Annotated in this window: 22 protein-coding genes; 10 read left to right on the forward strand and 12 right to left on the reverse strand. The window is 46.9% G+C overall.

Annotated elements, in window-relative coordinates; all coding sequences use genetic code 11:
• Window positions 1-19: 19 nt before the first annotated feature.
• From pyrR to NC997_RS19845, 4 genes are all read right to left on the reverse strand, one after another.
• Window positions 20-556, reverse strand: coding sequence for a bifunctional pyr operon transcriptional regulator/uracil phosphoribosyltransferase PyrR (gene pyrR / locus NC997_RS19830; RefSeq protein WP_190410797.1), 537 nt, complete (start codon window positions 554-556; stop codon window positions 20-22).
• Between the two features lie 166 nt (window positions 557-722).
• A complete protein-coding gene (locus NC997_RS19835) occupies window positions 723-1,340 on the reverse strand; it encodes a peptidoglycan-binding protein (protein ID WP_190525158.1) in 618 nt (205 codons plus the stop codon).
• 244 nt (window positions 1,341-1,584) lie between these two features.
• Window positions 1,585-2,718, reverse strand: a complete 1,134-nt coding sequence (gene cbiB, locus NC997_RS19840; protein ID WP_190525160.1) for an adenosylcobinamide-phosphate synthase CbiB — start codon at window positions 2,716-2,718, stop codon at window positions 1,585-1,587.
• On the reverse strand, window positions 2,663-3,106 hold the full coding sequence (locus tag NC997_RS19845; protein ID WP_190410794.1) for an Rrf2 family transcriptional regulator: 444 nt from the start codon (window positions 3,104-3,106) through the stop codon (window positions 2,663-2,665). The genes cbiB and NC997_RS19845 overlap by 56 nt, the downstream gene beginning before the upstream one ends.
• Window positions 3,107-3,499: 393 nt before the next feature.
• On the opposite strand from NC997_RS19845, the gene NC997_RS19850 reads away from it, so the two are divergent.
• Window positions 3,500-3,913 carry an AbrB family transcriptional regulator gene (locus NC997_RS19850; RefSeq protein WP_190410793.1) on the forward strand — a complete coding sequence of 138 codons (414 nt, stop codon included), beginning with the start codon at window positions 3,500-3,502 and terminating at the stop codon, window positions 3,911-3,913.
• A gap of 79 nt (window positions 3,914-3,992) precedes the next feature.
• On the opposite strand, the gene NC997_RS19855 is transcribed toward NC997_RS19850, so the two are convergent.
• Entirely contained in the window at window positions 3,993-5,951 is a 1,959-nt protein-coding gene (locus NC997_RS19855) for a chloride channel protein (RefSeq protein ID WP_190525162.1), read from the reverse strand.
• Between the two features lie 259 nt (window positions 5,952-6,210).
• On the opposite strand from NC997_RS19855, the gene NC997_RS19860 reads away from it, so the two are divergent.
• Both NC997_RS19860 and NC997_RS19865 read left to right on the forward strand, forming a co-directional pair.
• Window positions 6,211-6,405: a hypothetical protein gene (locus NC997_RS19860; protein ID WP_190525164.1), complete on the forward strand. Its 195-nt coding sequence runs from the start codon at window positions 6,211-6,213 to the stop codon at window positions 6,403-6,405.
• A 480-nt stretch (window positions 6,406-6,885) separates the two neighbouring features.
• Window positions 6,886-8,538 carry an alpha-amylase family glycosyl hydrolase gene (locus tag NC997_RS19865; protein WP_190410790.1) on the forward strand — a complete coding sequence of 551 codons (1,653 nt, stop codon included), beginning with the start codon at window positions 6,886-6,888 and terminating at the stop codon, window positions 8,536-8,538.
• A gap of 367 nt (window positions 8,539-8,905) precedes the next feature.
• Here NC997_RS19865 and NC997_RS19870 read toward each other — a convergent pair whose 3' ends face one another.
• Complete coding sequence (locus tag NC997_RS19870; RefSeq protein WP_190410789.1) at window positions 8,906-9,139, reverse strand: hypothetical protein; 234 nt, start codon at window positions 9,137-9,139, stop codon at window positions 8,906-8,908.
• Window positions 9,140-9,629: 490 nt separating this feature from the next.
• Here NC997_RS19870 and NC997_RS19875 point away from each other — a divergent pair, with 490 nt between their 5' ends.
• From NC997_RS19875 to proB, 5 genes are all read left to right on the forward strand, one after another.
• Window positions 9,630-11,297 (forward strand): alpha-amylase family glycosyl hydrolase, encoded by a 1,668-nt coding sequence (locus NC997_RS19875; RefSeq protein ID WP_190525166.1) that lies wholly within the window; start codon window positions 9,630-9,632, stop codon window positions 11,295-11,297.
• 195 nt (window positions 11,298-11,492) lie between these two features.
• On the forward strand, window positions 11,493-12,062 hold the full coding sequence (locus tag NC997_RS19880) for a DUF3727 domain-containing protein (protein WP_190410787.1): 570 nt from the start codon (window positions 11,493-11,495) through the stop codon (window positions 12,060-12,062).
• Between the two features lie 110 nt (window positions 12,063-12,172).
• Window positions 12,173-13,258 (forward strand): endolytic transglycosylase MltG, encoded by a 1,086-nt coding sequence (gene mltG / locus NC997_RS19885; protein ID WP_190410786.1) that lies wholly within the window; start codon window positions 12,173-12,175, stop codon window positions 13,256-13,258.
• Between the two features lie 167 nt (window positions 13,259-13,425).
• A complete protein-coding gene (locus tag NC997_RS19890) occupies window positions 13,426-13,974 on the forward strand; it encodes a YqeG family HAD IIIA-type phosphatase (RefSeq protein ID WP_190525168.1) in 549 nt (182 codons plus the stop codon).
• Window positions 13,975-14,279: 305 nt separating this feature from the next.
• Window positions 14,280-15,389: a glutamate 5-kinase gene (gene proB, locus NC997_RS19895; RefSeq protein WP_190410784.1), complete on the forward strand. Its 1,110-nt coding sequence runs from the start codon at window positions 14,280-14,282 to the stop codon at window positions 15,387-15,389.
• A gap of 44 nt (window positions 15,390-15,433) precedes the next feature.
• Here the strand turns inward: proB and NC997_RS19900 are convergent, their stop codons facing one another.
• Together NC997_RS19900 and NC997_RS19905 are read right to left on the reverse strand one after the other, a co-directional pair.
• Window positions 15,434-16,591, reverse strand: a complete 1,158-nt coding sequence (locus tag NC997_RS19900; RefSeq protein WP_190432707.1) for a helix-turn-helix domain-containing protein — start codon at window positions 16,589-16,591, stop codon at window positions 15,434-15,436.
• 330 nt (window positions 16,592-16,921) lie between these two features.
• Window positions 16,922-17,101, reverse strand: a complete 180-nt coding sequence (locus tag NC997_RS19905; RefSeq protein WP_190410782.1) for a hypothetical protein — start codon at window positions 17,099-17,101, stop codon at window positions 16,922-16,924.
• Window positions 17,102-18,196: 1,095 nt separating this feature from the next.
• Here NC997_RS19905 and NC997_RS19910 point away from each other — a divergent pair.
• A complete protein-coding gene (locus NC997_RS19910; RefSeq protein ID WP_190410781.1) occupies window positions 18,197-19,174 on the forward strand; it encodes a DUF2382 domain-containing protein in 978 nt (325 codons plus the stop codon).
• A gap of 163 nt (window positions 19,175-19,337) precedes the next feature.
• On the opposite strand, the gene NC997_RS19915 is transcribed toward NC997_RS19910, so the two are convergent.
• Entirely contained in the window at window positions 19,338-21,983 is a 2,646-nt protein-coding gene (locus tag NC997_RS19915; RefSeq protein ID WP_190525170.1) for a DUF3536 domain-containing protein, read from the reverse strand.
• Between the two features lie 492 nt (window positions 21,984-22,475).
• Here NC997_RS19915 and cax point away from each other — a divergent pair, with 492 nt between their 5' ends.
• On the forward strand, window positions 22,476-23,597 hold the full coding sequence (gene cax / locus NC997_RS19920) for a calcium/proton exchanger (protein ID WP_190410779.1): 1,122 nt from the start codon (window positions 22,476-22,478) through the stop codon (window positions 23,595-23,597).
• A gap of 360 nt (window positions 23,598-23,957) precedes the next feature.
• Here cax and NC997_RS19925 read toward each other — a convergent pair whose 3' ends face one another.
• From NC997_RS19925 to ruvB, 3 genes are all read right to left on the reverse strand, one after another.
• Window positions 23,958-24,779, reverse strand: a complete 822-nt coding sequence (locus NC997_RS19925; RefSeq protein WP_190525172.1) for a tetratricopeptide repeat protein — start codon at window positions 24,777-24,779, stop codon at window positions 23,958-23,960.
• An 87-nt stretch (window positions 24,780-24,866) separates the two neighbouring features.
• Entirely contained in the window at window positions 24,867-25,022 is a 156-nt protein-coding gene (locus tag NC997_RS19930; RefSeq protein WP_190410776.1) for a hypothetical protein, read from the reverse strand.
• Window positions 25,023-25,042: 20 nt separating this feature from the next.
• Complete coding sequence (gene ruvB, locus NC997_RS19935; RefSeq protein ID WP_190525174.1) at window positions 25,043-26,146, reverse strand: Holliday junction branch migration DNA helicase RuvB; 1,104 nt, start codon at window positions 26,144-26,146, stop codon at window positions 25,043-25,045.
• Window positions 26,147-26,168: the final 22 nt, after the last annotated feature.

Below are 26,168 nucleotides of genomic sequence, written 5' to 3' on the forward strand. Positions count from 1 at the left end.
AAACAGAAGACAAGACAGCTTAAACCTTTAATAATTCCACAGCATCTCGTCCATCAATCTCTTGTAAGTAAACCTTCACTTGTTCTTCTTTGGACGTTGGCAACTTCTTGCCGGTGAAATCCGGGTGAATGGGTAACTCCCGCTGCCCCCTATCCACCAGAACGGCTAACCAAATCGCCGCTGGTCTACCATAATCATTTACCGCATTCAGGGCAGCACGAGCGGTACGCCCTCGATAAATGACATCATCCACCAACACTACCGTCTTACCAGAGAGATCGAAAGGGATGTCAGTTTTGGCGGGTGTGCGAATGCCAATTTGATCCAAATCATCTCGATAGAAGGTAATATCTAGCGCTCCCACGGGCACTTGCACTTGTTCGAGCGCTTCTATCTGACGAGCCAAGAGATTGGCTAATACAGCGCCTCTGGTATAAACACCTACTAGCGCTAACTCAGACAAGTCGCGTGACTTCTCTACCACCTGGGAAGCGATACGATTGAGGGTTCGACGGATTTCGTCTGCGGAAAGAATTTCTACAACTTCGGGAGACATGGTTTAGGAAAATCCGATGATAACTGCGGACAAATTACAGCCTCAGTGTACAAGTTCACCTAAACCATCATCGTTATCATTTCAACAAAAATAACTTCCTGTTCCTACCAGGAACAGGAAGTTATGTCATTAAGTATAGATAGCTCAATCTCATCAAGCTATAAGATTAGTCAGCGGCAAGTGCTGCTTTCGTTCTTTGCCCAACGATTCCGTCAGCGAATAGCCCTCTGCTCTGCTGAAATCCGGTGACGGAGGTCTCGGTCAACCGACCATAGTATCCAGTAATTGGCCCGTTGTAATAGCCCAAGGCTTTCAAAGTATTTTGAAGCCTCGTTACGGAGGAACCGCTGCTGCCGCGTTTCAGGGTGCTGCTGCCAAAACCACCCCCCGTAATCGGTTCATCATAATTACCACCCCGATTTTCTAGAGCTGCTAGAGTTCGGGAGCCTGCAACGCCATCGGCTCTCAGTCCAACTGCTCGCTGAAAACTGCTGACGGATGCCTGCGTCAATTGACCGTAGTATCCAGTAACCGGGCCGTTATAGAAGCCTGCGATTTTTAGATTTCTCTGAAGCGTGGCGACTTGAGAACCGCTATTCCCTCTCTGGAGTGCTAATGCATGACCGGCTGTCCCGATAACGGATAAGGCAAGGGCAACGGATAGTAATCGAATCCATGCTGAACTTGGAAGCGGGTTCCGATTTTGGAACAATTTAAATTGGTGAGGCTCCGAGTTAGGGTCTTCGTAATTGGCAGATAAATGAAGATATGCAAGAGTTTCCATCGTTTTAGTCGCAGATGATGACTTCGTAGGTCAGACTTAGGCGATCGCTTCCGTGGTTTAGCGGGGGTTAAGTTTTTGGGTCGCATCTCCTCATTGGCATTTCACTTGACCAATCACTAAAAAGTGCGATCGCTTTCCCAGATGAATCAGTGATTGATTACCCTTCAACTGGTTGCTCTATATTCAAAGATATGCTTACACCTATTCAGTAGCCATCGCCCGTTGAGTTCACCTGATAGGGCGATTAAAAAGTCATCAAGTTGATTCCAATCGAGCGCCCATTTCTAAACCCCAACAGCAGCAAGATAGCGATCGCTATCCCCAACCAAATCAAAAAGTTATATCGTGTTAACTGCAAGGCTTGTTGAATGCATTCTGCATTGATAGGCTGGAGGTCATCTCCCAGTAAGGCTTTGTGTTTAGCAACGCCACGATACCAATTTGTGCCCCCCACCTGAACGCCTAAAATTGCCGCATAGGCGCACTCACTCCAGCCAGAGTTGGGACTAGGATCTTTCGTCGCATCGCGTTGACAAATACTCCAAACATACCCAGGTTTTCTAGATAGTAAAGCCAAGGTAATCACCGTGAATCGGCAGGGCAACCAAGTCAGGATATCTTCTAATTTGGCACTAAACCAACCCAAATCGGTGTAGGGTGCTTCTCGATAGCCGACCATTGAATCTAGGGTACTGGCGGCTTTATAGGAAAGGGCGAGAGGAACCGTTCCTAGTAAAGGTAAAAATGCCCCGATAATCGCATAAAAAAGGGGTGCCATTACTCCATCGGTAGCATTTTCTGTGACGGTTTCCAAAACAGCCCGAAGAATTTCTGTTTTATGAAGATTTTCGGTATCACGCCCTACATATTGGCTTAACTTAGAACGCGCCGCGACAAGATCGTTCTCATTTAGAGGTTGCAAGACATCTTCAGCAGCAGCTCTCAAACTTCGACCGGCGAAACAACTGGCGAGTAAAATACTTTCTATCGCAATTCCTAAAAAAGGATGCACCCAGTTCGCTGCGTGAACGATTAACCACCCCATCCCGTAGCTGCCAGTTATCAGCCCAATTCCTAAAATTACTCCAGCCCATCGGAGCGTGAGAGGATGACTAAATAATTGGAAAGCCATCTGGCTGTAGCGAGAAATTAGCCAGCCCATGACTCGGACTGGGTGAGGCCAACCCCACGGATCGCCGATGATGTAATCAAAAAGGGAAGCGATCGCTAATGATAGGACTGAGGAATGAGAAAGCAGGACTGCGGCAAATAAATCTTGGAAATTCACAACACCAAAGCTGCTAGAGATCCGCTGACAGTTTCTATACAACAAAACTGGTTTCTTCGCCTTGGGCTGCTTGCCAACTGCGAGCGTCATAGTAAAGGTCTGCCAGTGTAATACTGTACAACGCTTCTTTAAGTTTTTGATGCAATCGGTGCCAAAGTGTAAACGTTACCCAATCCTCAGCAAGCTCTGCATCTGGGGTATGGCGAGGCAGCGGTTCAATTGTTTCACCGACTGCTTCTAATATTTGTCCTAGGGAAATTTGTGCTGGGACGCGGGATAGTTGATACCCCCCCTGGGCACCTCGAACTGATTGGACTAACCCAGATCGACGTAACTCTATCAACAATTTTTCCAGATAGGGTGCGGGTAAGTCTTGCCGAGTTGCGATCGCTTTTACAGAAGTTGGTCCATACCCAGGTTGTAGACTCAAATCCAGCAGTGCTTTAACACTGTAGTGTCCGCGGGTTGTCAGCTTCATACTGGAAAATATTCCTTAGGGTAATGGATAATTAGTCAGTGGTCATGAGGCGGTAGTCAATGGAAAAAAAACAGCTCAGAAGCGATCGCTAATGATAGACTAACGACTACCCTACAGCGTACCCCCTTCATTTTTTCTCAGGTTGATGCTGTGAGGAACTCCGATCATCGAGATGCATCGGTTGTTCGCAAGGCACAGATATTTATGCTTAAGCAAGAACTTGGATTAAAAAGGTTAGTAGTGAATAAATTATCGATCTTATTGAACTAGCTTTCCCCAATCCGTATGATATAGTTTTATGAGCTGATATAAAGCTAAGCTAAAATTAGCTTAGAAACAGTCAGGCCAAAACACTGTACACACTCTGTATTCCTTACTTTTCGCTCCAAGTTGATGAATAAAAAGAAAAAGATCGATCCCTTAACGGGGGAAGCGCTAGTCAAGAAAGTTAAAGAGCTAGAAAACCTCAGCAAAGAAGAAAAGGCTAGAGCCTGCGGTTACTACACTGTTACCAAAAGCGGTGTGGAGCGGGTGAATATGATGAAGTTCCTGAATGCTCTCATTGATGCTGAAGGAATTGAGTTAGACGGCAAACAAAATGGTAACGGACGTGGCGGTCGAAGTGCCAGCTACAAAATTAGCGTGCAATCGAATGGCAACTTACTGATTGGTTCTGCCTACACCAAACAAATGGGTCTAAGGGCAGGGGATGAGTTTGAAATCTCTCTGGGACGGAAGCACATTCATCTGCGGCAACTGGATAGAGAAGAAGGCGCTGAAGACGAAGAATTGGAAGAGGCATCCTAAAACTTTAGTTTTAGTTAGCAGTTATTCGTAATGAGTCATTGATTTGTAACCAATGACTCATTAACGATTCTCTGAATTTTCAAACTGTTTGCTTGATGGGCGGTAAATTTAACTCTTTCGACGCTGGATGGAGGGGAAGATAGCGGCGCAGTGTCTTGCGAGTGGCAGCGACACTATAAGCTAAAGCGATTCCCTCTTGTTCCAGCACACCTAACACTTGTTGGGGGCGATCGCGGTCAACGACGGGTAACTGGTGGAGACCGCGTGCTGCCATCCGGTCTATCGCTTCTGCTACCGATTCATCAGGGTTTGCATACAGAATTTCAGTGGTACAGATGTCAGCAACTGGCTGATAAGCCAGATGACTGGTTAAATTGTTCGAGACATTGCAAAGAACGTTGTTTGTTTCTACTGTTTCAGTAGGAGCGGTAACTGGCGTTCGAGCTGTAGACATTGCTCGATTAATATCCTGTAAAGTGACGATGCCAATTAACTGCTCGGCATCATCAATGACTAAAGCACTGCGGCAGCGACCATTGGTTAAAGCTAAACCTGCCTCTAATACTGATAAAGAACCACTCAGCATCAAACCTGGTACTTGCATTGCTTCTGCAACTAACATTTGTTGCAAAATTTCTAACTGCTGGTCTTTCTCCACATTGAGTTCCAGCTGTTGGAGATTTTGACCTTTCGTTGGCGCTGACTTAAAGCGCTCCACCAGCCAAATGCTCAAACCGACTGCTGCCATCAGCGGCAAAACAATCCGGTAGTCGCGCGTTAGCTCAAACATCAACAGTATGGCTGTCAGGGGTGCCCTAGCGCTGCCAGCAAGAACGGCTGCCATTCCCACCATTGCGTAAGCTGGAGGTGCGGCAATCTGAATTGGTGCGCCTGGAAGCATCGCTGCCAGAATTTTTCCATACACTGCCCCCAAAGAAGCACCGAGGAACATGGCAGGGGCAAAGATACCCCCCACCAAACCGCTACCCAGACTAATCGCCGTCACGATCAGCTTAACCGCTAGCAAGGCGAGGAGTAACCCTAACGGAAAATCCACATCCTGAAGCATGGCGGCAATCGTTTCGTAACCGATTCCCAGAATTTGGGGCCATTGCAAAGCAACCAAGCCCAAACAGGCACCACCAATTACTGGACAAAGCGATCGCGGTATCTTTCCCAGCCACTCAAAACCGGCAATCTGTCCCCGAAAGAAACTTCGAGCCAGTTGAATTGACTGGGTATAGGTCAGCGACACCAAACTTGCTAATACCCCCAATCCCAGATAAAGCGGTAATTCTAGAGGACTACGGACTTCATAGACGGGCAGCGTAAAAGCTGGTTGGGCACCCAAACCAATCTGAGCAATTAAAGACGCCACAACTGCTGCCAGCAATACGACGCTAACCGCTGAAGTTGCAAAGGTGGTTCCCAAGACCACCTCTAAGGCAAAGAAAACCCCGGCAATCGGGGCATTAAAACCCGCCGCCAGACCCGCCGCTGCTCCAGCTCCCAGGAGTAACTGCTGCCTTTCTCTAGAGACTTGCAGCACTTGACCGAGCAGCATTCCAAAATTGCCGCCAATTTCCACGCTCGGCCCTTCTGGGCCTAAAGAGGCTCCACTACCGAGGGAAACAGCAGCGGCTACCATCTTGGTGACGGGTCGCAGGGGTAGCAACTCTCGAACGCCTTGGGCAGCGGCAATCAGCGAAGAAATACTCGGCCCAAAATCGGGCCAAGCAAGACGCATTAAACCGACGATTAATCCTCCCAAAATGGGAATACAAGCTAAAGTCCAGGCACCCCAGCCTCCAATTATCCCCATCACCCCTTCCAGCATCAAGCTGTGGATGACAGCGATTAAATAGTGAAACGTGACAACGCCCATCCCGGTGCCGGTGCCAATTAGTACAGCCAACAGCAGGACGACGCTTTCGGGTGAGGGTTCGAGTCGATTGAGAATTTTAGTAAGACGAGAAGCCGGAGAAGTTGGTGCGGATGATTCCGCCAACAGCACATCTGACAATGGAGTGGCGCTCATTGATGGAGGTTAACAGGAAAAATGAGAAAAAGCTTAATTTTTATTCATGATTTTCATTGTAACTGCGAGCGATTGGCTATCAGCTTTAAAAGGCGAACAATTAGGGAAAATTTTGGGTTTTTAGCCTGCATAAACAGAGCATCCGGCATTTTGCTCGTTTTATGGTTTGCATGATGTACAAATTACCTATGTGAAAGCTTAATTTCTATCCATAGCGATCGCTATAGATATACTGTTTGCCACTCTCAAACAAAGCCGGTTGAATCAGGAAGCAACCCAACTCGAATCTGGAGCAGCCATTCAACGTCTGTGTGTGTTGGGGTTGTCTGCTGCTGTGCGTCTGCTTCAATTGCCCAAAGGCTTGAAGATGTTACTCAATCAGCAACAGTCATCTTCTGTGATTCCCAGCAGCATTGCCTCACAGAGCTTGCACCCACACTTAATGGTCACTTAATAGCCGCATCCCAAAACAACGAACCCTTGTCCTCCCCTAAGGTTGGCTTAGGCAACTTAATTGCTCTACTAGACGGTTGACTCGGCTAGTAGAGCCAACGGACTACCGAAATTGCCACTCTTTTTCAGGATCTGCGACAGTTTGATTCTCTGTGTCTCGGTTGGTCTTTAGCTTCTTGCCTAGATGTGTATACACAGTAGTCGCTTGCAAAAGGACGCAGGGGTGGGGTTCCCCCCTATTTCAGCCAACTGAAATAGGTAAATTTTTTCTACAACCGATCGCAACAATAACGCTAAATTCGGCATTAATCGCTATTAATCGCTGAAATTCAGCTTAAATTACCTTTAGCATTCATTACCACTTCTCTCCTGGGAATTAGGGCACCAGAGGCAACTTTATTTCTCAAGAACGATACCTCAGCGGGATGAAAAGGAGAAAATACTGCTCTAAGCATTTTTTCATCAAACTCCAAACACTTCTATGGCAACTCCGATTGAATTTAATTTATTTGCTCCCTATAACAATGGAGCTGCTTTAATTGGGGATTTTTCTAACTGGGAAAGCATCCCAATGAAAAAAGGTAATGATGGTTATTTCCGTACCACAGTTGAACTGGAAGATGGAGTTTATCAATACAAATTCCGTGTTCAATCCAAATCTTGGTTCTTTGAACCGGATCAATGGATAGAGGTAGTTGACCCCTACGCCACCGATATTGATAATCCCACCCAAAACGGTGTTGTGAGAATTAAAGATGGTGAGCGGATTGTGGATACATACGTTTGGCAACATGACGATAAGCCACTGCCAAGCGATCGCGAATTAGTCATTTACGAATTGCACGTTGGCGACTTCTCCGGTGGTGAAGATGATCCCTACGCCCGAGGCAAATACGAACACGTTGTAGAAAAATTAGATTACCTATGCGAGTTAGGAGTTAATGCCATTGAGTTAATGCCAGTGAAGGAGTATCCAGGGGACCATAGCTGGGGCTATAATCCTCGTCACTTCTTTGCTACAGAATCCAGTTATGGCACAACTGAAGGGTTAAAAAACCTAATTGATGAGTGTCATGGTCGTGGAATTCGCGTCATTATGGACGGAATTTTTAACCACTCAGAAGCAGAAAGTCCACTGACGCAAATAGACCACGATTATTGGTACCATCATTCTCCGCGCGACCCTGATAATAACTGGGGGCCAGAGTTTAACTATGAACACTATGATGAAAATCTAGATCTTAAGCCTGCATGGAAGTTTGTTGGCGATACCGTGCGCTTTTGGATTCAGGAATTTCACATTGATGGCATTCGCTACGATGCAGCCAGACAAATTGCCAACTACGATTTCATGCACTGGATTGTTCAGGAAGCAAAAAATGCAGCTGGGCCAAAGCCGTTTTACAATATTGCCGAACACATTCCTGAAACCCCCAGCATTACGAATGTAGATGGACCAATGGATGGCTGCTGGCATGACAGTTTCTATCACTGCATTCTAGAACATATCTGCGGCGATACCTTTGACTTAGAGCGTCTCAAGGATGCCATTGACTGCAAGCGGCAAGGCTTCATGGGTGCTACGAATGTTGTGAATTACCTGACGAATCACGACCACAATCATGTTTTAGCTGAGTTAGGCGATCGCGGCATTTTGGATGAAGAAGCATTTAAGCGGAGAAAGTTAGGTTCTGTCATCAATATGACCGCTGTCGGCGTACCTCTGCTGTGGATGGGTGAAGAGTTCGGAGAGTATAAATACAAAACAACTGAACAAGCAAAAATTGATTGGACGCTCTTAGGTCATGACCTCAATCGCGGGATGTTTGAGTTTATCAAAGGCTTGATTCATCTCCGTAAAAATAATCATGCCCTCTACACCGAAAATATTGACTTTATCCATGAAGATCCAGAAGCAAAGGTATTAGCCTACAGCCGCTGGAATGGCGAGGGTTCTCGTGTTGTCGTTGTTGCAAACTTCTCTGACAATTTCCTAGGAGGCTATCACGTTCCTAACTTCCCCGAAGCAGGAACCTGGCACGAATGGACTGGCGATTATGATGTCGAAGCAGGGGAGGATGGCATCCAGCTCGACTTAGGAAGTTACGAAGCCAAAGTATTAGTTTGGCAGTAATCGAAACTTGCTAAAGCCTTGAACAGTAGCTTCTCTTTGCCGCCCTTAAAAAAGCAAAAAACTACTGTGTCTATACAGTGAACCTGCCAGTCTCGTTTTACTCCCCGTTAGCCGCTGCGCTAATGCTCTGCTATGGCGCAGCGTGGATTGGGGAATTGAATTATTCGTTAATATACTGCCTCACAACTCGAACGGTATTAAATGGATAGGTTTAGGAAAACAATTATTTCCTAAAAGAAGTATTGATTAGAGCCTTGCTTTTTAAGAAGCGAAGTTTCAACCCTTACTAGAGGTAAGAGCCGAAACCCATAAGGCTAATGAAGCAACAACTCTATTAGATACATTGCCTAAAAATCAGTGGATAATTTTAAGCACTTTTCAGTTGCTGGCTCTGCGTACTGGGTGCTAAAGCCCAACCTTCGCATCTTAATTTTTGGTAGGTTGCCCAACCCTTAGAACCGCCTGGAACTGGATAGTCTGGTACAGCATATTCGGGAAAAGCCGTATAAGGTCGCCACGGTTGATTGGGTGCAGTTCGTAAATGCAACAACTTTTCTCCACTGACTCCCATCGCTGGCAACCAACACATTTGTTTCAACATTTGAAACTCCTTAATTCAACTTAGAAATAATTGATTAATCAGACAATCTCTTTCTAGGAAAAACTAGATAGTAACTGCTGCAAAGCAGTAAGCAAGCATGATAAATGCAAGACCGAGACTAAGAGTAGAAAGTAGGGGAATCCATTGTAATGTACTCATCTTCAGCTCCTTTGAGCTGTTATTTATGACCCGATCTTCCCTATTCATCCCTGAATTGACATCTCTCGCTAGCCTTATTTGCAGTCTTTTTAAACCTATCTCTTAAAGTTTAGAAAATAGTTTTTGTCTACTTCTCCAGATATAAAAATCCGGAAGTTAGTTAATTTTGTTTTTGAAGATACAAACTTGATTAATGTTCTGCTATTTCTCAAGATAGATAATTCAGTATAATTCATTACTAAACTTTAAAATTATAAATGCAGGCTTTAAAAATGTTTGCAAAGAACCATTGGTCAACTAAGTAAGCGAATCTACTTCATTAAAAGCTTTTATGGCAGCAGTCGAATTCAATTTATTTGCTCCTCGCAACCAAGGAGCGGCGTTAATCGGCTCTTTTTCTAACTGGAAAAACATTCCAATGGAAAAAGGTGAGGATGGATATTTCCGAACCCAGGTAGACTTGGAGGATGGCATTTATCAATATAAATTTCGAGTTCAATCGAAAAGCCCAAAATTTGAACCCGATCAATGGGTGGATGTAATCGACCCATACGCTACAGACGTTGATGAAGCAAGAGGCCACAGTGTCGCACGGGTCAAAGATGGGAAGCGAATTGTTGATACTTACGTTTGGCAGCATGACGATACGCTCTTGCCAGACAATCACGAATTAGTCATCTATGAAATGCACGTTGCAGATTTTTCCGGTGGTGAAGATGACCCACACCAGCGAGGCAAATACCAAGACGCGATCGCTAAGTTAGATCATTTGAGCGAACTCGGAATTAATGCCATCGAATTGATGCCAGTAAATGAGTATCCCGGTGATTACAATTGGGGCTATACAGTCCGCCACTACTTCACTACAGAATCCAGTTACGGCTCCACAGAAGATTTGAAGCGGTTTATTGACGAGTGTCATGGTCGAGGCATTCGCGTTTTCATGGATGGGATTTATAACCACACAGATGAAGAATGCCCGTTAATGCTGATTGACCGGAATTACTGGTACTACGAGCATATGCATTATCCAGAAGACCCGGGTAATTACTGGGGACCAGAATTTAACTACGACAACTACGACGAAAAGTTGGATGTTAAGCCTGCTTGGAAATACGTCGGAGATGTGGTGCGTTTCTGGGTTCAGGAATATCACGTTGATGGGATTCGCTTTGATGCCGTGCGCCAATTGGCAAATTATGAATTTTTGGATTGGCTTGCGAAGCAAGCCAAGAAAAATACTGCTCTTAAGCCGTTCTACAACATTGCCGAACATATTCCTGATACCAAAACCGTAGTTTATCCAGAAGGTCCCCTGGATGGTTGTTGGCATGAAAGTTTTCGCTACTTTGTGCTTCCACATATTTGTGGCGAAATGTTTGAATTAGAAAAACTGAAGGAAGTTTTAGATCCCAGAAGGCAGGGTTATACGGCTGCTACGAATGTAGTGAATTATTTGGCAACTCACGACCGCCAACGTTTGATGAGAGAATTAGGCGATCGCGGGATTTTTGACAAAGCCGCATTTGGCAGAGCGAAGTTAGGAGCTGTTTTGTTAATGACGGCGGTAGGTGTGCCAATGCTCTGGATGGGAGAAGAGTTTGGAGAATACCAGCGCAAAAGTGAAAACGTGACTCAGCCAAAGAAAATTGCTTGGCCTTTGTTGTCACAAGACTTAAATCAAGATTTGTTTGAGTATTACAAAAAGTTAACCGCTCTCCGGAAAGAAAATCCAGCTCTTTCTAGCGATAACATTGAGTTTTTTCACGAAAATCCAGAGGCAAAAGTTTTGGCGTACTACCGTTGGAACAAACCCGGTTCCCGTGTGGTTGTTGTGGCGAATTTCTCAGATAAGTCTCTGTCAGGGTATCGCATTCCTAACTTCCCATCCTCTGGGACGTGGCAGGATTGGATGAATAACTCCCGCATCGAAGCTGGAGAGGATGGCTCTCTAGTTGACTTGCCAGAGTACGAAGCGAAGGTGTTTGTCTGTCAGTAACCGAATCTATTGCTTGGAAGAATCTTTCAACTCAAGGAGGGACAATTGATAAATTGTCCCTCCTTGACGTATGGCGTCTCTACAACTCTTATGCCGTGATATCCTGATTTTTGCAAGCTACTTCCCCACGGTGTGCAAACTTTGGGGTTGGAGTTTTTTAGTCCACAATCTCACGTTGATAGCAGCATATCTGCAATGTTCTCATCCCAACCCCCTGAAGAGAATGGGTCTTCCGTCCAAACCGTCTCGTTGACGGATGAATCCGGGCGATCGCTTAGTTGTTACATTGAGCATTCCATAGAAGTAGATGGTGAAGAATACGTCATCCTCCTGCCGGTAGATTCACCTGTAGAAATTGTGGCGTGGGACGAGGAGAAGGAGGAGGAAGAAGCCACCTTAGTCGAAGACGACGCCGAAATTGACGAAGTTTTTCCCACGGCTCAAGCAGTCCTGGCAGAGCGGAATCTCGCCTTAAAGCGAACCGCATTTGCTCTGACTGTTGCCGGTGAACTGCCTGCGGTTGAAGAGGAAGAAATCCTCACCCTGGAAATCGAAGATGACGATACTCAGCTCGAACCAGAGGAATTTCAGTTTCTAGCCAGCTTTTATCACAAAGAACAAGAATACACAATATACACGCCTCTCGATCCGCTGCTATTGTTTGCGCGGATTAATAGTGCGGGTGAACCAGTGCTACTTTCCCCTGAGGAATTTAAAAAAGTGCAACCGCTGCTGGAAGATCAGCTATTTGATGAAATGGAATAGGTAAAGAATTAAAAATTAGAAATTGAAAATTAAATATGAAGAATTTTCTTTTTTTAATTTTTAATTTTGCCTTCTTAATTCCATGACAGCGGTTGTTACCCGCAATCAAAATGAAAGCAATCCAACGCATCTCCAAATGGACGTTTTATCTCGCCTTAATCCCAGCAACGCTCGGACTCTGTGCATGGCAGGGTTGGGCGTGGTGGAGCTGGGCGAGTGCGCCCCCCGTTGCCGAAACTCAACCGTCAGCGAATGCTGGAAAAGATACATCAGTGCTAATCCGGATTCCTCAAGGAACCTCGGCGCAGCAGATAGGGCGCGATCTAGAAGCAGCAGGGTTGATTCGCTCCGCTGATGCTTGGAAGCTATGGACGTTTTGGTTGGACTTGCAAAAGCGACCGGGTGGGTTTAAAGCTGGGACTTACCAGTTGTCACCCACCCAGCCGCTGCCAGCGATCGCTGATAAAATTTGGACGGGCGATGTCGTGCAGCTTTCCTTCACAATCCCTGAAGGATGGTCGCTTCAGCAAATGGCGGCTTACTTTGAATCTCAGGGATTTTTCAAAAGCGAAGAATTTCTCACTGCCGCAACTCAGATTCCCAAAGACCAGTATCCTTGGCTACCTGCGGATTTGCCTTATTTAGAAGGTTTTTTGTACCCGGATACCTACAAGCTAAATAGCGATCGCATCACCCCCCAAGCCATCATCAAACAAATGCTAGATCGCTTTGAACAGGTGGCACTCCCCATCTATCAACAAGCGCCAAACAAAACCCAGATACCTCTTCTTCAATGGGTGACATTGGCTAGTATTGTCGAAAAAGAGGCAGTGATTCCGGTCGAACGCCCTCAGATTGCTGGTGTGTTTACACAACGCCTTCAGAAAGGGATGAGACTGGAATCCGATCCAACAGTTGAGTATGGACTCGGTATTCGGCAAACAGCGGATCAGCCCTTAACTTTGGCTCAGGTGAGGACAGCCTCCCCCTACAATACTTATCTCAACGCAGGATTGCCCCCAACTCCCATCGCCAGCCCTGGCTTAGGAAGTCTCAAAGCCACTCTCAATCCTGAAAAAACAGACTACCTCTTTTTTGTGGCTCGCTACGATGGCACCCATGTGTTTAGTCGGACGCTACAAGAACACCAAGCCGCTACAAACGCGATTCGCCAACAACGGCAACAAAGCCGCTAACAACAGTACCTAGATTGGTCTAGTCGCCAAGCTGCCAATAAGTCTAATTAAGATCGGGGAAGTTGGACTTGCAACTACTAGCAATCCCATTGATAACTTTGCCGGGTTGAAAAAGCTCTTACCTGGGAGTTCTCCTAACAACTCACACTTACAATTAAAAACTGCTTATGTCCTGGGTAACACGGTTACAGCCTGACTTAATTCTGGGCAGACCTATTGTGAGTCTGACCCCCGATCTTCTCCAGCAATATCATCTCAAAGGTTTAGTCTTGGATGTCGATGACACGCTGGTACCCCTAAAAGCAGCCGAGGCGTCTGAAGAACTCGTGGAATGGGTGAAGGAAATTAGACAGGTGGCGACGCTATGGCTGGTGAGTAATAACTTGAGCGAAAACCGAATTAGTGGCATCGCTCGCTCATTAAATTTGCCTTACATTACCAGCGCTGCTAAGCCATCGCGGCGCAAGCTGCGGCAGGCTGTCACCGCGATGAACCTTCCTGTCGAACAAGTAGGAATGGTGGGCGATCGCTTATTTACAGACGTTTTAGCAGGCAACCGACTCGGTATGTTTACCATTCTCGTCGAGCCGATGCTTGACCCAGCGCCTGCCGTGCGCTCTTATCCAGTCCGTACCTTTGAGGTCTGGGTGTCCCAAGCCTTGGGCGTCTCGCTCACCGCAAAGCAACAAAACTTAAAAAATCCAGACAAATCCTGAAAAACCAAAATATAAAGAAATAATTATGAGATTCTCGATTGTCAAAAATCCCTGGCATTATACATATGGTTCAAATGGGGTCAGCCAATATAAAGACCCTAAACATTAATCCCCGTGAATACCTGTGTAAAGCGTCAGTTCCCCGATGGAGGAGCTGGCGTTTTACAATTTGGAATGGGAAATCGGCTGAAGCTAATCACTCATTGCCAATTCCCAGTCTCCAGACGCGATAAATCGCATCTGATTTATCGCGTCTGGACAATCTGCTCCCCCTCCCCTCTACTCCCCTGCGCCCCCTCTCTTTTGTGAGTCAAACCCTTGTCATCAAAATTGGTACTTCCAGCCTGACATCGCCTGAAACAGGTCATCTGGCTCTTTCCACCATCGCTGCCTTAGTAGAAACCCTCACAGATTTACGGCGGCAAGGTTATAAAGTGGTGCTAGTTTCTTCGGGTGCTGTCGGAGTGGGTTGCGCCCGCTTGGGACTCGTGCAACGTCCGCGCACCCTAGCACTCAAACAAGCAGTGGCAGCAGTCGGTCAGGGACGCCTGATGCGTGTATACGATGACTTTTTTACAACCTTAGAACAACCCATTGCCCAGGTTCTCCTGACTCGCAGTAGCTTCAAAGAACGCTCAGCTTATATCAACGCCTCCAACACCTTCCGCGAACTGTTGCGGTTGGGCGTCATCCCCGTGGTGAATGAAAATGACACCGTAGCCGTAGAGGAACTGAAATTTGGGGATAATGATACGCTTTCAGCCCTAGTTGCCAGCTTGATAGAGGCAGATTGGCTATTTTTAATGACCGATGTAGACCGACTGTACTCCGCCGATCCGCGTCAAGTTCCGGATGCTCAGCCGATCGCTCTAGTGAACCACATTGATGAGCTGGAAGAATTACAAGTGCAAACAGGCGATCGCGGCTCTCAATGGGGCACAGGTGGCATGGTTACAAAAATTACTGCCGCCCGCATCGCTACCAGCGCCGGAGTTCGGACAGTCATCACCGAAGGGCGATTTCCCCGCAACATCCAAAAAATCTTGCAAGGAGAACCCCTCGGCACTCAGTTTGAACCCCGCGACACGATGGGCAATGCCCGTAAGCGCTGGATTGCCCACGGGTTGATTCCCGCTGGGAAGCTATATCTGGATAAGGGAGCGATCGCGGCAATTAGTCAGGCAGGAAAATCCCTCTTAGCTGCTGGGATTACCCTAGTCGAGGGAGACTTCCAGGCGTCAGACGCTGTACAGTTATGCGACCCTCAAGGACGGGAAATAGCTAGAGGGCTGGTGAACTACAGCAGCGACGAGCTACAGCAAATTAGTGGACGCCGTTCCGAAGAAATTCCTGCCATTTTAGGCTACGCCGGTGCAGAAACCGTCGTCCATCGAGATAATCTTGTCATTAGTTAGTCAGCAGTCAGTTGTTTTTTCTGCCAATAACTAATAACAAATGACTAATTACGACTAATTGCTTCAGGCGGAGCAATATCAGGCCCAACCGCCACTCCTTTCTGACCCGCCTTTAAACCGGGTTTCGCAGCAGGTTTCACAGGACGATGCGACTCAGAAGCAGATGAGTTGTTAGGAACATCCGGTGGAGAATCAGCAGACGCTGATGATTGTGAATGGTTTGACATCAACGCGAGTCCCCCCACTGCCCCTGCCACTAGCGCAGCATAACCCACGTATAAATGAACTGTATTGAGCTGAAATCCAAACCCAGGCACTGATTTCGGTCGGTACCAAGAAGGCAGTACAGATTTTGCAGGATCGGGCGCGGGTAAGGAAGCAGCCATTGCAGCACCATCTAACCCCAAGGCGACCCCCATCCGGCGAATAAAACCTCGGACATAGATATCCTCAGGCAAATGCTCGAAGCAACCGACTTCCAAAGCCTGAATGTGATGAAGCGGCACGAGTGTTTGATTGTGAAGTTGCCGCAGAGTCATTGACTGTGCATGACGTGCTTGCCCTAATTGCTGACCAATTTGACGCAGGCACTCTTGCCGTTGCTCATCTGCGATTTGCGCTGCCAGTTCCGCCTTAGAGAGCTTTTTGAGTGGTTTGGGAAAAACCGGATCTGGGCTGGTTGGGAGAGGCAGTGGCGTAATGTCTACTAAATCGGCAGGTGAGGCATTCATACTGCGTCCTTGGTCATTCGTTAAAGTTAAGTCATTCGTCGTTGATTCTGGGTGATTAACGGATGACTGTTCGCTATGGACTGATGACTCTTGAGGCTGAGTGCTGGCTTGCGGCTCTTGTTGATTGTTACCAATTTCTGGAGATGTGACTGGGACAACCTTATAAGTTTTCGCAAACTGCTGGAACGCTAGCCGGATGGCTTCTCTCCCTACTGCCTTAACCATAATCTGGGCACTCCCAGCAGCTTCTCCCAAGATTGTCTGTAACCCAGCCAAGGCACGATTGTAGACTTCGCTGCTATGGAGTTCAGATTCTATCCGGCTAAGGATAGACCGTAATACTTCCTGAGAAATTTCAATGGTTGGGCTTTCGGTAATACCGCTACCATATGCCGATTGTAATGCCATGACTTTTCTTGTCGAGCGTGCTTGAGGAAAACCAAACTTATGCGATCGCTCGCGAGCGTGCATTCCTGAGAGCCTAAAACGGCTCCCCACGACGGTTACAGGGGCTTTTCACCCATAACTGACGGTGAATTTGCAGGCTGTTTGAGCTATCTGAGTAAAGTATTCGGCAAGCGGGAACTAGATTCCGGATCGAGCAAAAGTCAATTTTCTCTGTTCAGCGGCGTCACTTAGAACCTGAAGTGCGTTTAAACTTAATAAATTAAAATAACAATTTTCGCCTTATTTAGAATCCAGGGGTCAGACTGAGGATAGATTCTGGCTCCTGGATTCTGTAGAGACCTTGTGGTGGTCAGTCTCAACTTGGCTCCTGACAACTGAATGCAATTTGGCGGTTTAGTGCTGACGGCGGTTTCCTGGCTGGTAATCTTTAACCCAGCAGCGTTCCAAAAGGTGAATTCTGTAACAATACGAGAAGCGGCGGGGATTGAGCACTAATTTAGTTTTGGAACTAAACAGGGGCTGATTGAGAAACTGCCACAGAGGGAACCGAATCTTGCCGTTTTGGGGAGCCATAGTTTGAAAATTCCAGATAGCAGTAGTACAAAACAGGGGCACCGTGCATCTATCTATGGTGACATCTGCTTGGTTAATATTACCTTGCCAAAGATTACTACAAATTTGCTTGGGTTAGATTACGGAATCTCCAGAAAGTGTTTTTGCAAACTCTGTACTTCCACGGATGCGCTGTTGAACTGCCCAGTTAGGGTACTCTGCTACTAGAGCGTAAGCGCTATGTAAGCGCTCTTCTAGAGACCGTGTCAAGATATTTCAAGGAGCAGCTCAACAATTGAATCTTAGGTACTTATACTTAATAGATGTAGCGAGATTTTCTACTACTACCAAAGATAGAAAAAATTTATAGGCGAGCAGGCTTAAATAAATTTACAAATCTTAAAATATCAGGGGCACCAAGGCTAGTAAATTGCGTAAGTTTTAATCTGCAAAGATCGACTACAACCTCAATTAAGTTCACAAGATACAGCAATCCTACTCAAGTTGTGATAGTTCAGGGCTTGAGATACCCAACTTCTTTAAGAAGTTGGGTATCTTGCCTTCGGGAATCATTTAGAACTGCTGTAACAATCCCATTCGACTTGTGAAATAAAAAAACTGCGTAAGCGATGCTGCCGTACATGATCTCCGCTTTAGAGGCAAAAAAGGCCAAGGAAAGCCCACAAGCAGTCTATTAGTTTTACAAAATATTGAATCTAAGATTGCAGGAGCAATTCATCTCATTCAAAAAATGTTAGATGCTTCTCTTAGGTTAAGAATAATTTAATCTTTTGAAGAGTTTATTAATTAAATTCTATATCTATCCATTGAAATATATACATACCTGTCTGAAGGGAGATAAAAAATCAAAACTTGTTGCTTTCATTAGCAAATATAGAAAGATAATTGGTAATTATTTGTAAAAAAAACTTATTTTTATCTCTACTTAATAATTAACTGACAAAAAAATGAGCAAATGCTCCATAATTGTGCATCCTCTTTAGGGCTTATGTATTGAATTTATTGAAGTCAGTCGCTAGCCAGATGGAGCCAGCGCAGAGACTTTTAGCATAGATACATAAGAAATACACAAGAAATTTGGAGGAAAAGAAAAGCATGGTTTTATACAAGCTTGAAGATTTCGACACAGACTATCAAGACACTTTTGGCGGTGAAGACGTTAAGGGATTTGACGTCTATTCAGATATCAGCGATGACAAGGTTGGTAGCGTCAAAAATATCTTAGTTGATGAATCGGGGCGTTTCCGCTATTTAGTTGTTGATACAGGCTTCTGGGTTTTCGGTAAGCAAGTATTGCTACCAGTGGGTCGTTCTCGGATCGACTATGATAATCGGCACGTCTACGCTGTTGGGCTTACCAAAGAGCAAGTAGAAAATTTACCGGAATTTGGCGACGAGCTCAAGGTTGATTACGATTACGAGGAGCAGGTGAGAGGAGTTTATCGCAACTCGGCGGTAGAGCCATCTGTGGAAACATCGGCACCGATAAACACAGCAACACCTTTAGATGCATCTGCACCTTTGGGGGCACCTGTTGTGGAACCTAGTTACGCCGCTCCGATGGCAGGTGCTGTACCTGTTGAGGATAATTATGAAGCTTACGATCGCGATCGCTACAATTATCAGCAAGAGCCATCTTTGTACGATATGAACGATCGGGATCATCAAACCCTCAAGTTGTACGAAGAACGGTTGATTGCTAATAAAACCCGCCAGAAAACAGGTGAGGTAGCGGTTGGTAAACACGTTGAAACTGAGACAGCGCGAGTTTCAGTCCCCATTGAAAGGGAGCGAGTGATCGTTGAGCGCGTGACTCCAGCAGATGCGGGAAGAGCTGTTACTCCGGGCGAAGCTGCCTTCCAGGAAGGGGAAGCTGCACGGGTGGAAATCTACGAAGAAACTCCTAACATTCAAAAGGAAGCTTTTGTACGTGAGGAAGTCAGAATCAGAAAAGAAGTAGATCGTGAAACGGTTAATGCTGAAGAACAGCTTCGTCGAGAAGAACTGGATGTGAATAGTAACGATCTGCCCATTCGGGATCAAAACATCCGCACCGATCGCGATCGCATCTAATCGCGTAGAGGCTACACCCTTTTGAATCTGAAATAATGGGTGAAACGCTTCAAGTGTAAATATTAAGGGGTAGGTTTTTTAACCTACCCCTTAATATTTGAGAGCAGCTAATCGATTCAGGTAATGGGTGATTCGTCGGACAATTCCCCATTACCCGTGACATTTATGACAGTTGGTTCAACCAGGGACTGACATCTACAGCTAGCTTTTGACCGAGTAATAGCAACTGACGTAGCTGAGACGAATTGCCGTTAGTTTCTGACTCCAGCAGAGGCACAATTTGGCTGTGGAGACAGCTAAAGTAGAGTTCTTGAGGGCGATGCAAAGATAAGCCGAGGTGTAGCTGATTGCCTACAGAAATCATGCGCTCTAAGCGTTGGATATCTGCTTCTAGAGTGGCTGGGTTAGAGTCGTGCAGAAGCTTCCAGAGCGATCGCAAGATCAACTGCTCTAACGTTTGCTTGGCATCGGGAATATTTAGCTGACAGCGCAATTGATTCGCTTCTTTCGCGATCGCTTCCAGTTCTGCCAGCTGATTCAAACCTTGCTGGGGTTCACCGTTTTCTTGCTCCAGTGCCCGTAGAGACATCCGGGCGCGGTTAGAAATTGCCACTTCTGCGGCTACTTGCAACTCTTGCGGAACGGGCAGCTCATCGCGCTGGAACGCCATCAAGATGCCGTAGTTATCCCGGTAAACCTGCGTATAAAGCTGGTCTAGGCGCGTTAAAGTTTTCTGACTGAGCAGCCGCATAATCCGGTGCCGTTCTTCAGCAAATAATTTCTGCAAATTGAATGAATTACCCCCAAATAGTTGGGACATCGCCAGGATCGCGTGAGCAGCACTAGCCTGTTGCAGCGCCGCAAACAGCTTTTCCTTCATCTGGCTATAAGTGCGGCGACCGCCAAATGGTTGAATGCAGCAATGGAAATCCCAGCCGCCCAAATGAAGAACGGCAAAGACTAAATGAGTACTTTCCCAGGTAATTTCTGAAGTTAGTCGCAGTTGCCCCACCGCTAGAGTCAGCGATCCCATGCGTTGCATCTGGTAATCCAACTGATGGGCATCGTAACAGTAGACCCGCTGTTGTTGGGGATAGGTAGTGAATAGGGAACTGATGGCATAGTGCGCTGCCACTTGCTCTATACCAATCTGGGCACTGACTACCAGCTGCCGATACACCTCAGCTCCGTGCTTGAATAAATCAACATTACTGGGAGCTTGGGAGAGGCGTTTGATAAATCCTTTTTCCAACTGCACACCAGAGACATCACCGGCAAGTTCCAATGCTCTAGCGGCGTAGCGGAGAATCTGCGTTCCTTCAGGTCTTGAGAGTTCTTCAAAGAACCAGCCGCAACTGGTGTACATCAGCAGACTATGGCGCTGCATCTCTAATAGGCGCAGGGCGTCTACTTGTTCTGATGGTGTTAGTTTGCGGGTGCGATGGCGGGCGAGGAAGCGCTCTACATTAGCAGGAGAGCGATCGCGAATTACGTGGATATATTCATCCCGTGTAGCCCAGGGATCGCGGAAGAACTGGCGACCCGTTTCTTCATAAACTTTGCTTAACTGATCCCGCAACCAATCTAGGGCATTCCGCAGGGGACGCCGCCATTTCTGATGCCAAACGCCACCTTCGCCACCGCAACCGCAATCATCCTGCCATCGATTCACTCCGTGAGCGCAACTCCAAGCCGTGACTGGCTTCAGTTCCACTTCCCAGGTGGGAGGATTCAGACTCAGGTAATGGGCATAGTTGGTGACAGTCCAGCCGCGCCGAGGAAACTCGTCTACAAAGGCGAAGGCTAAGGTTTTCTCTGTACCGCTTTTGTGGTGTCCAAAGGTTTCGCCATCTGTGCCAACAGAGATGAGCTGCGAAGTCCGGCGATCCCCGCGCACGGCTGAACCGATCCGCCCAGCTAGCGTACCCGCCCAGCCCAGGACATCGTTAAATCCCATGTCCCGCGAAATCGGGCCATCGTAGAAAAAGATATCGATGTAAGGACTCTCCGAGGCTTGGTTGGTGGGGAATGAATACTCAGTGCTAAGGGGTGAATCTTGCGTGCTGAGTGTAGGTTTCAGATAACAGCGATAGGGACGGGTAGGATCGATTTGAGAACCGCCCACTTCTAACCACTGAGTCACTGGCTGCTCGTCTGTGGGGATCGGTCGGCAACGTTCAGCTTGAGAAGGTGCTAAAACAATGAATTTAATTCCTTCTGCAACTAATGCTTCTAAGGTTGCATAGTCTACGGCAGTTTCAGCCAGCCACATTCCTTCGGGATCGCGCCCGAACCGGGAGCGGAAGTCTTCTTTACCCCAGCGAATTTGGGTGTACTTATCCCGCTCGTTGGCAAGCGGCATGATGATGTGATTGTAGACTTGCGCGATCGCATTGCCGTGTCCGTTCAGGCGATCGCTACTTTTGCGATCCGCTTCCAGAATTCGCTGATATACCTCTACGTCGTAACGTTCCAGCCACGACATCAATGTGGGACCAATATTAAAGCTGAAATACTCATAGTTATTCACGATCCCCACGACTTCGCCCCGGTCATTTAGCACTCTGGCAAAGGCATTCGGGCGATAGCATTCATGGTGAATCCGCTCATTCCAGTCATGGAACGGAGACGCACTCGGCTGCCGTTCAATCGCATCTAGATAAGGGTTTTCGCGGGGCGGTTGGTAAAAATGACCGTGAACCGTAACATAAACGCCGGTAGCCGTTTGCAGGGGATCGGTCGCTACACTGGTGTTTGCTGTTCCCTCAGCAGAATACTGTGAAGCTGGTCTTTCAGCAGCAGAAGTCATAGGATCGCATCCAAAATTAGTAAAAAATTAGGGTCAATAACTTATCTAGATAGACTGAGCATCCCCGCGTTTACTTGAACGCCAGGGAAACAGCAAGTTAAATCAGTCCATCTGGAGAAGGCGAAGACTCACCACCCAAACATGGCAAAGACTCTTGGGGGCGAAGCCTTCTCTCCTTAAATGGGGGGATCAAAGCAATCGGTTTAACATCCAATTATTTTGCCCGTACCGATGAGCAACTGCCTGTGCCCCATGCCGGTAACGGTCAATGAACAAAATTGAAAAGCCAGGATAGTTACTTGTTACTTACATGATTCAAGCGTAATGCTGCCATGCTTGGAACACTAACTTCATGCAAATGAATAGTAAATTAACTTTGCTTAAGGAATCCTGCATCTAAAGAAATATTCTGTTACATACTCAAAGACTGAAAGAAGCCAGAACACTCAACAAGCGGCTATCCTAGACACGAGCTAAATACGAATAATTTGGATGCTGTCTCTAAACACGCTTTTTTCCATTCTTTTGTTGTTTATCCCTATTTCCATTACGGCCCACTTTCTGGAATGGGGATCGTCAGTCGTCTTCATCACCGCTTGTCTGGGGATCATTCCCCTTGCCGCTTGGATGGGCACCGCCACAGAGGAAATCGCGGTTGTTCTTGGCCCCTCCTTGGGAGGACTGCTGAATGCTACTTTTGGTAACGCCACCGAACTCATTATCTCCCTCGTTGCCCTCAACGCGGGGCTGGTGGATGTCGTCAAAGCGAGTATCACCGGCTCTATTATCAGCAACTTACTCCTGGTCATGGGCTTTTCCATGCTATTGGGGGGCTTGCGCTTCAAAGAGCAGGAATTTCAGCCAATGGTGGCAGGGGTAAATGCCTCGGCAATGAACCTAGCAGTGATTGCAATGCTGTTACCAACCGCGATGGACTATACCTCCACCGGGATTGATGAAGCCATCGTCCAGCAACTTTCGGTCGCCGTTGCCGTAGTATTAATCGGAGTCTATGGGTTGACGCTGCTATTTTCGATGAAGACCCACAGCTATCTCTACGATGCGGGTGTGGCAGAACAGGAGATACTCACTGAGTTAGCTGAGTCAAATCTCGCTCCAGAAGATCCGGAACATAAAGTTAACCTGCCCCTATGGATTGGAGTGCTATTAGGCGCAACACTACTGGTTGCGGCGGAGTCGGAACTATTGGTTTCCTCCTTGGAAGAAGCCACCTCCCAACTGGGTCTGACGGCGCTGTTTACAGGGGTGATCCTGGTTCCGATTATTGGCAATGCTGCCGAACACGCTACCGCTGTCACCGTAGCGATGAAAAATAAGATGGATCTTTCTATCTCAGTGGCGGTGGGTTCTAGCTTGCAGATTGCCTTATTTGTGGCTCCGGTTCTCGTTCTGACGGGTTGGGCGTTGCACAAACCGATGGATTTGGACTTCAACCCGTTTGAATTGGTAGCAGTGGCGGTGTCGGTACTCATTGCCAATTCGATTAGTTCTGATGGCAAGTCGAACTGGTTAGAAGGCACGCTGCTATTGGCTGCTTATGCAATTTTGGCGTTGGCTTTTTACTTCCACCCAGTCATGGGGGGGATCGGGTAGACACACAAAAGGTAAAAGTTCTTTCTGCGAGCTTTTGAGTTTTCTAATGGCTCCTCTGGCGTCTATCGATTGTTAGAAAAGGCGATCGCTAACCTGAATGGGTGATTCTTTTTTACCTGGCAGGGTGAGGGGGAAGCGTGGCAAAGCAGATTACCTTGGAACTGTAGAAAAGTTTTGATTTGCTTCCAGGTCATCCCTAGAAGTGAATCAAAACCGCGATCGCCCTTTCTCACTAAACGCGATCGCTATCTCTATACAGAAACTCTATACGGAAAATTCCTCAATCAAAAAACCGCTTTCTTAAAGAAGGCGGTTTTCTGATATTTGTGGCACAAACCTTAGGGGTAGTTGCAATCGCCTTTATTGTAGACTCAGAAATTTCTCTAAAGCGGCAACCATGACTGGAGGCCAACGGCGGACATTTTTTACCCAGTTAATATCTTTATAGCGGCGATCGATTCCGACAACGGCAACCCAGTTACTTTCGGCTTCACCCCGATTTCCCTGTTCCCAGAGAGCAGCGGTAAGGGCAGCTCGCATATCAGGAAACTGGGGATATTTACGAACAATATTCTTCATAGTGCGAATCGCTTCTTTTTGTTCGCCCATTTGATAGAGAGCGATCGCATAATTGGCTCTGGCAAACGCAAAATTAGGAGCGAGATCGGCGGCTTTTTTGTAGTCAGCGATCGCGTCCTCCCACTCACCCAATCCTGCTTTGGCATTCCCCCGATTGTTGTAAGCCATTGCATCCTTGGGATCGATTTCCAGTACCCGATTGTAATCAGCGATCGCTTCCAAATATTTTCCCTGTCCTTCTAATGCCGTACCGCGATTCAGATAGGGATCGGTGGCGTTCGGGGCGAGTTCAATAGATTTATTAAAGTCAGCGATCGCCTCTGACAATTTATTCTGGCTTACCTTGGAATTTCCCCGATTGCTCCAAATAGCCGGATTAGCGGGAAATCGCTCAATCAGTTGTGTCCAAAGCCCTTCAGCCGTAACAAAATCACCGGCATTTGTCGCAGTAAATGCTTTAGCCGCTAGTTCGTCTCCTTCCTGCAACTCAGTTTCCGTGTAAGTGGAAGGTTGTTCTTGGGCGATCGCTGGCGGCGCATTCATGAACCCAGTTGAAACAGTAATAAACAGAATGCTCAGTAAAGTCAGAATCCAACGAATCATATTATCTTGGCTTTTAGATTTTGGTAGCATAGGCGCTGCCCAGCAGAAAGTTATCGCGGTTCTCCCTTTGTTGCAATATACACTTCGTCACCTCATCCCCAACTCACCGAAAAGCGGAGGACAGTATTCAACCCCTCCTCGCTTGCGGGGAGGGGCAGGGGTGGGGTTAAACGGTACTGCATCCAAACGAGAATTGCGATAATCCGTAGGCAATGCCCATCCTACTACTGCTGTATTCGTCATTTGTCTTTAGCTTATTATCCTTAGAATAATGACGAATCATATCCTAAGTGCTTTCGGGCTGCGGGAGTGGCAATGCGACCGCGAGGCGTGCGGTGCAAATAGCCAATCTGCAATAAATACGGCTCATAGACATCTTCAATTGTTTGGGCATCTTCCCCAGTCGCGGCGGCGATCGCTTCCAAGCCTACAGGCCCCCCATTAAATTGTTCTATCATGACGGTCAGCATCAACCGATCTGCCCAATCTAAACCCATCGGATCTACACCGAAGACTTCCAAAGCTTCCACTGCAATAGGTTGTGTAATTTCCCCAACTTTTTTTACCTGAGCAAAATCTCGCACCCGTTTTAAAAGGCGATTGGCAATTCGGGGAGTTCCACGGGAACGACGCGCAATTTCTTCAGCACCATCCGGCGTAACCGGGGCTTGGATCACTTCAGCCGTCCGCTGCACAATCAAAATCAGTTCATCCAACTCATAAAAGCGTAACCGTTGAATTAAACCAAAGCGATCGCGTAATGGTGACGACAGCGAACCTACCCGCGTCGTTGCTCCCACTAGCGTAAACGGCGGTAGCGGCAAGCTGCGAGTTTTCGCACTTTGACCCTTGCCAATCGTAATATCTAATCGAAAATCCTCCATTGCCGGATAAAGCAATTCCTCCGTCATCCGACTCAAGCGGTGGATTTCGTCAATAAATATAATATCTCCCGGCTTTAGGCTCATTAGTATCCCCACAATATCGCGGGGACGCTCTAAAGCGGGTGCAGAGGTGATTTTACAAGTGGTTCCCATCTCCGTCGCCAAAATCAACGACATTGTGGTTTTTCCTAAACCCGGCGGACCATACAGCAGCAAGTGATCCATCGACTCGCCTCTGCCTTTTGCCGCTTGAATCGCAATTTCTAGAACGCCCTTGAGGTCTTTTTGCCCAATATACTCAGCTAGTCGTTGGGGTCGCAGACCTTCTTCTTGCTTCTCGGTTTCGTCCATTGCGACAGTTGGCTGTAATAACTCTTCAACCGTCTCTTCTGGCTGAGATTTGCGGCGTCCCGCTGGCTTTCGGCGTTCCTGGGGTTGCCCGTTGGGTTCTTGAGGCTGCTGTTTAGAAGAAATTATCGCCATGATTAAAAATTTATTTTAAAAA

Origin of the sequence: Trichocoleus sp. DQ-A2, assembly GCF_039961915.1 — a bacterium.
In the GTDB taxonomy this organism is placed as follows: Bacteria; Cyanobacteriota; Cyanobacteriia; order Cyanobacteriales; family FACHB-T130; genus FACHB-T130.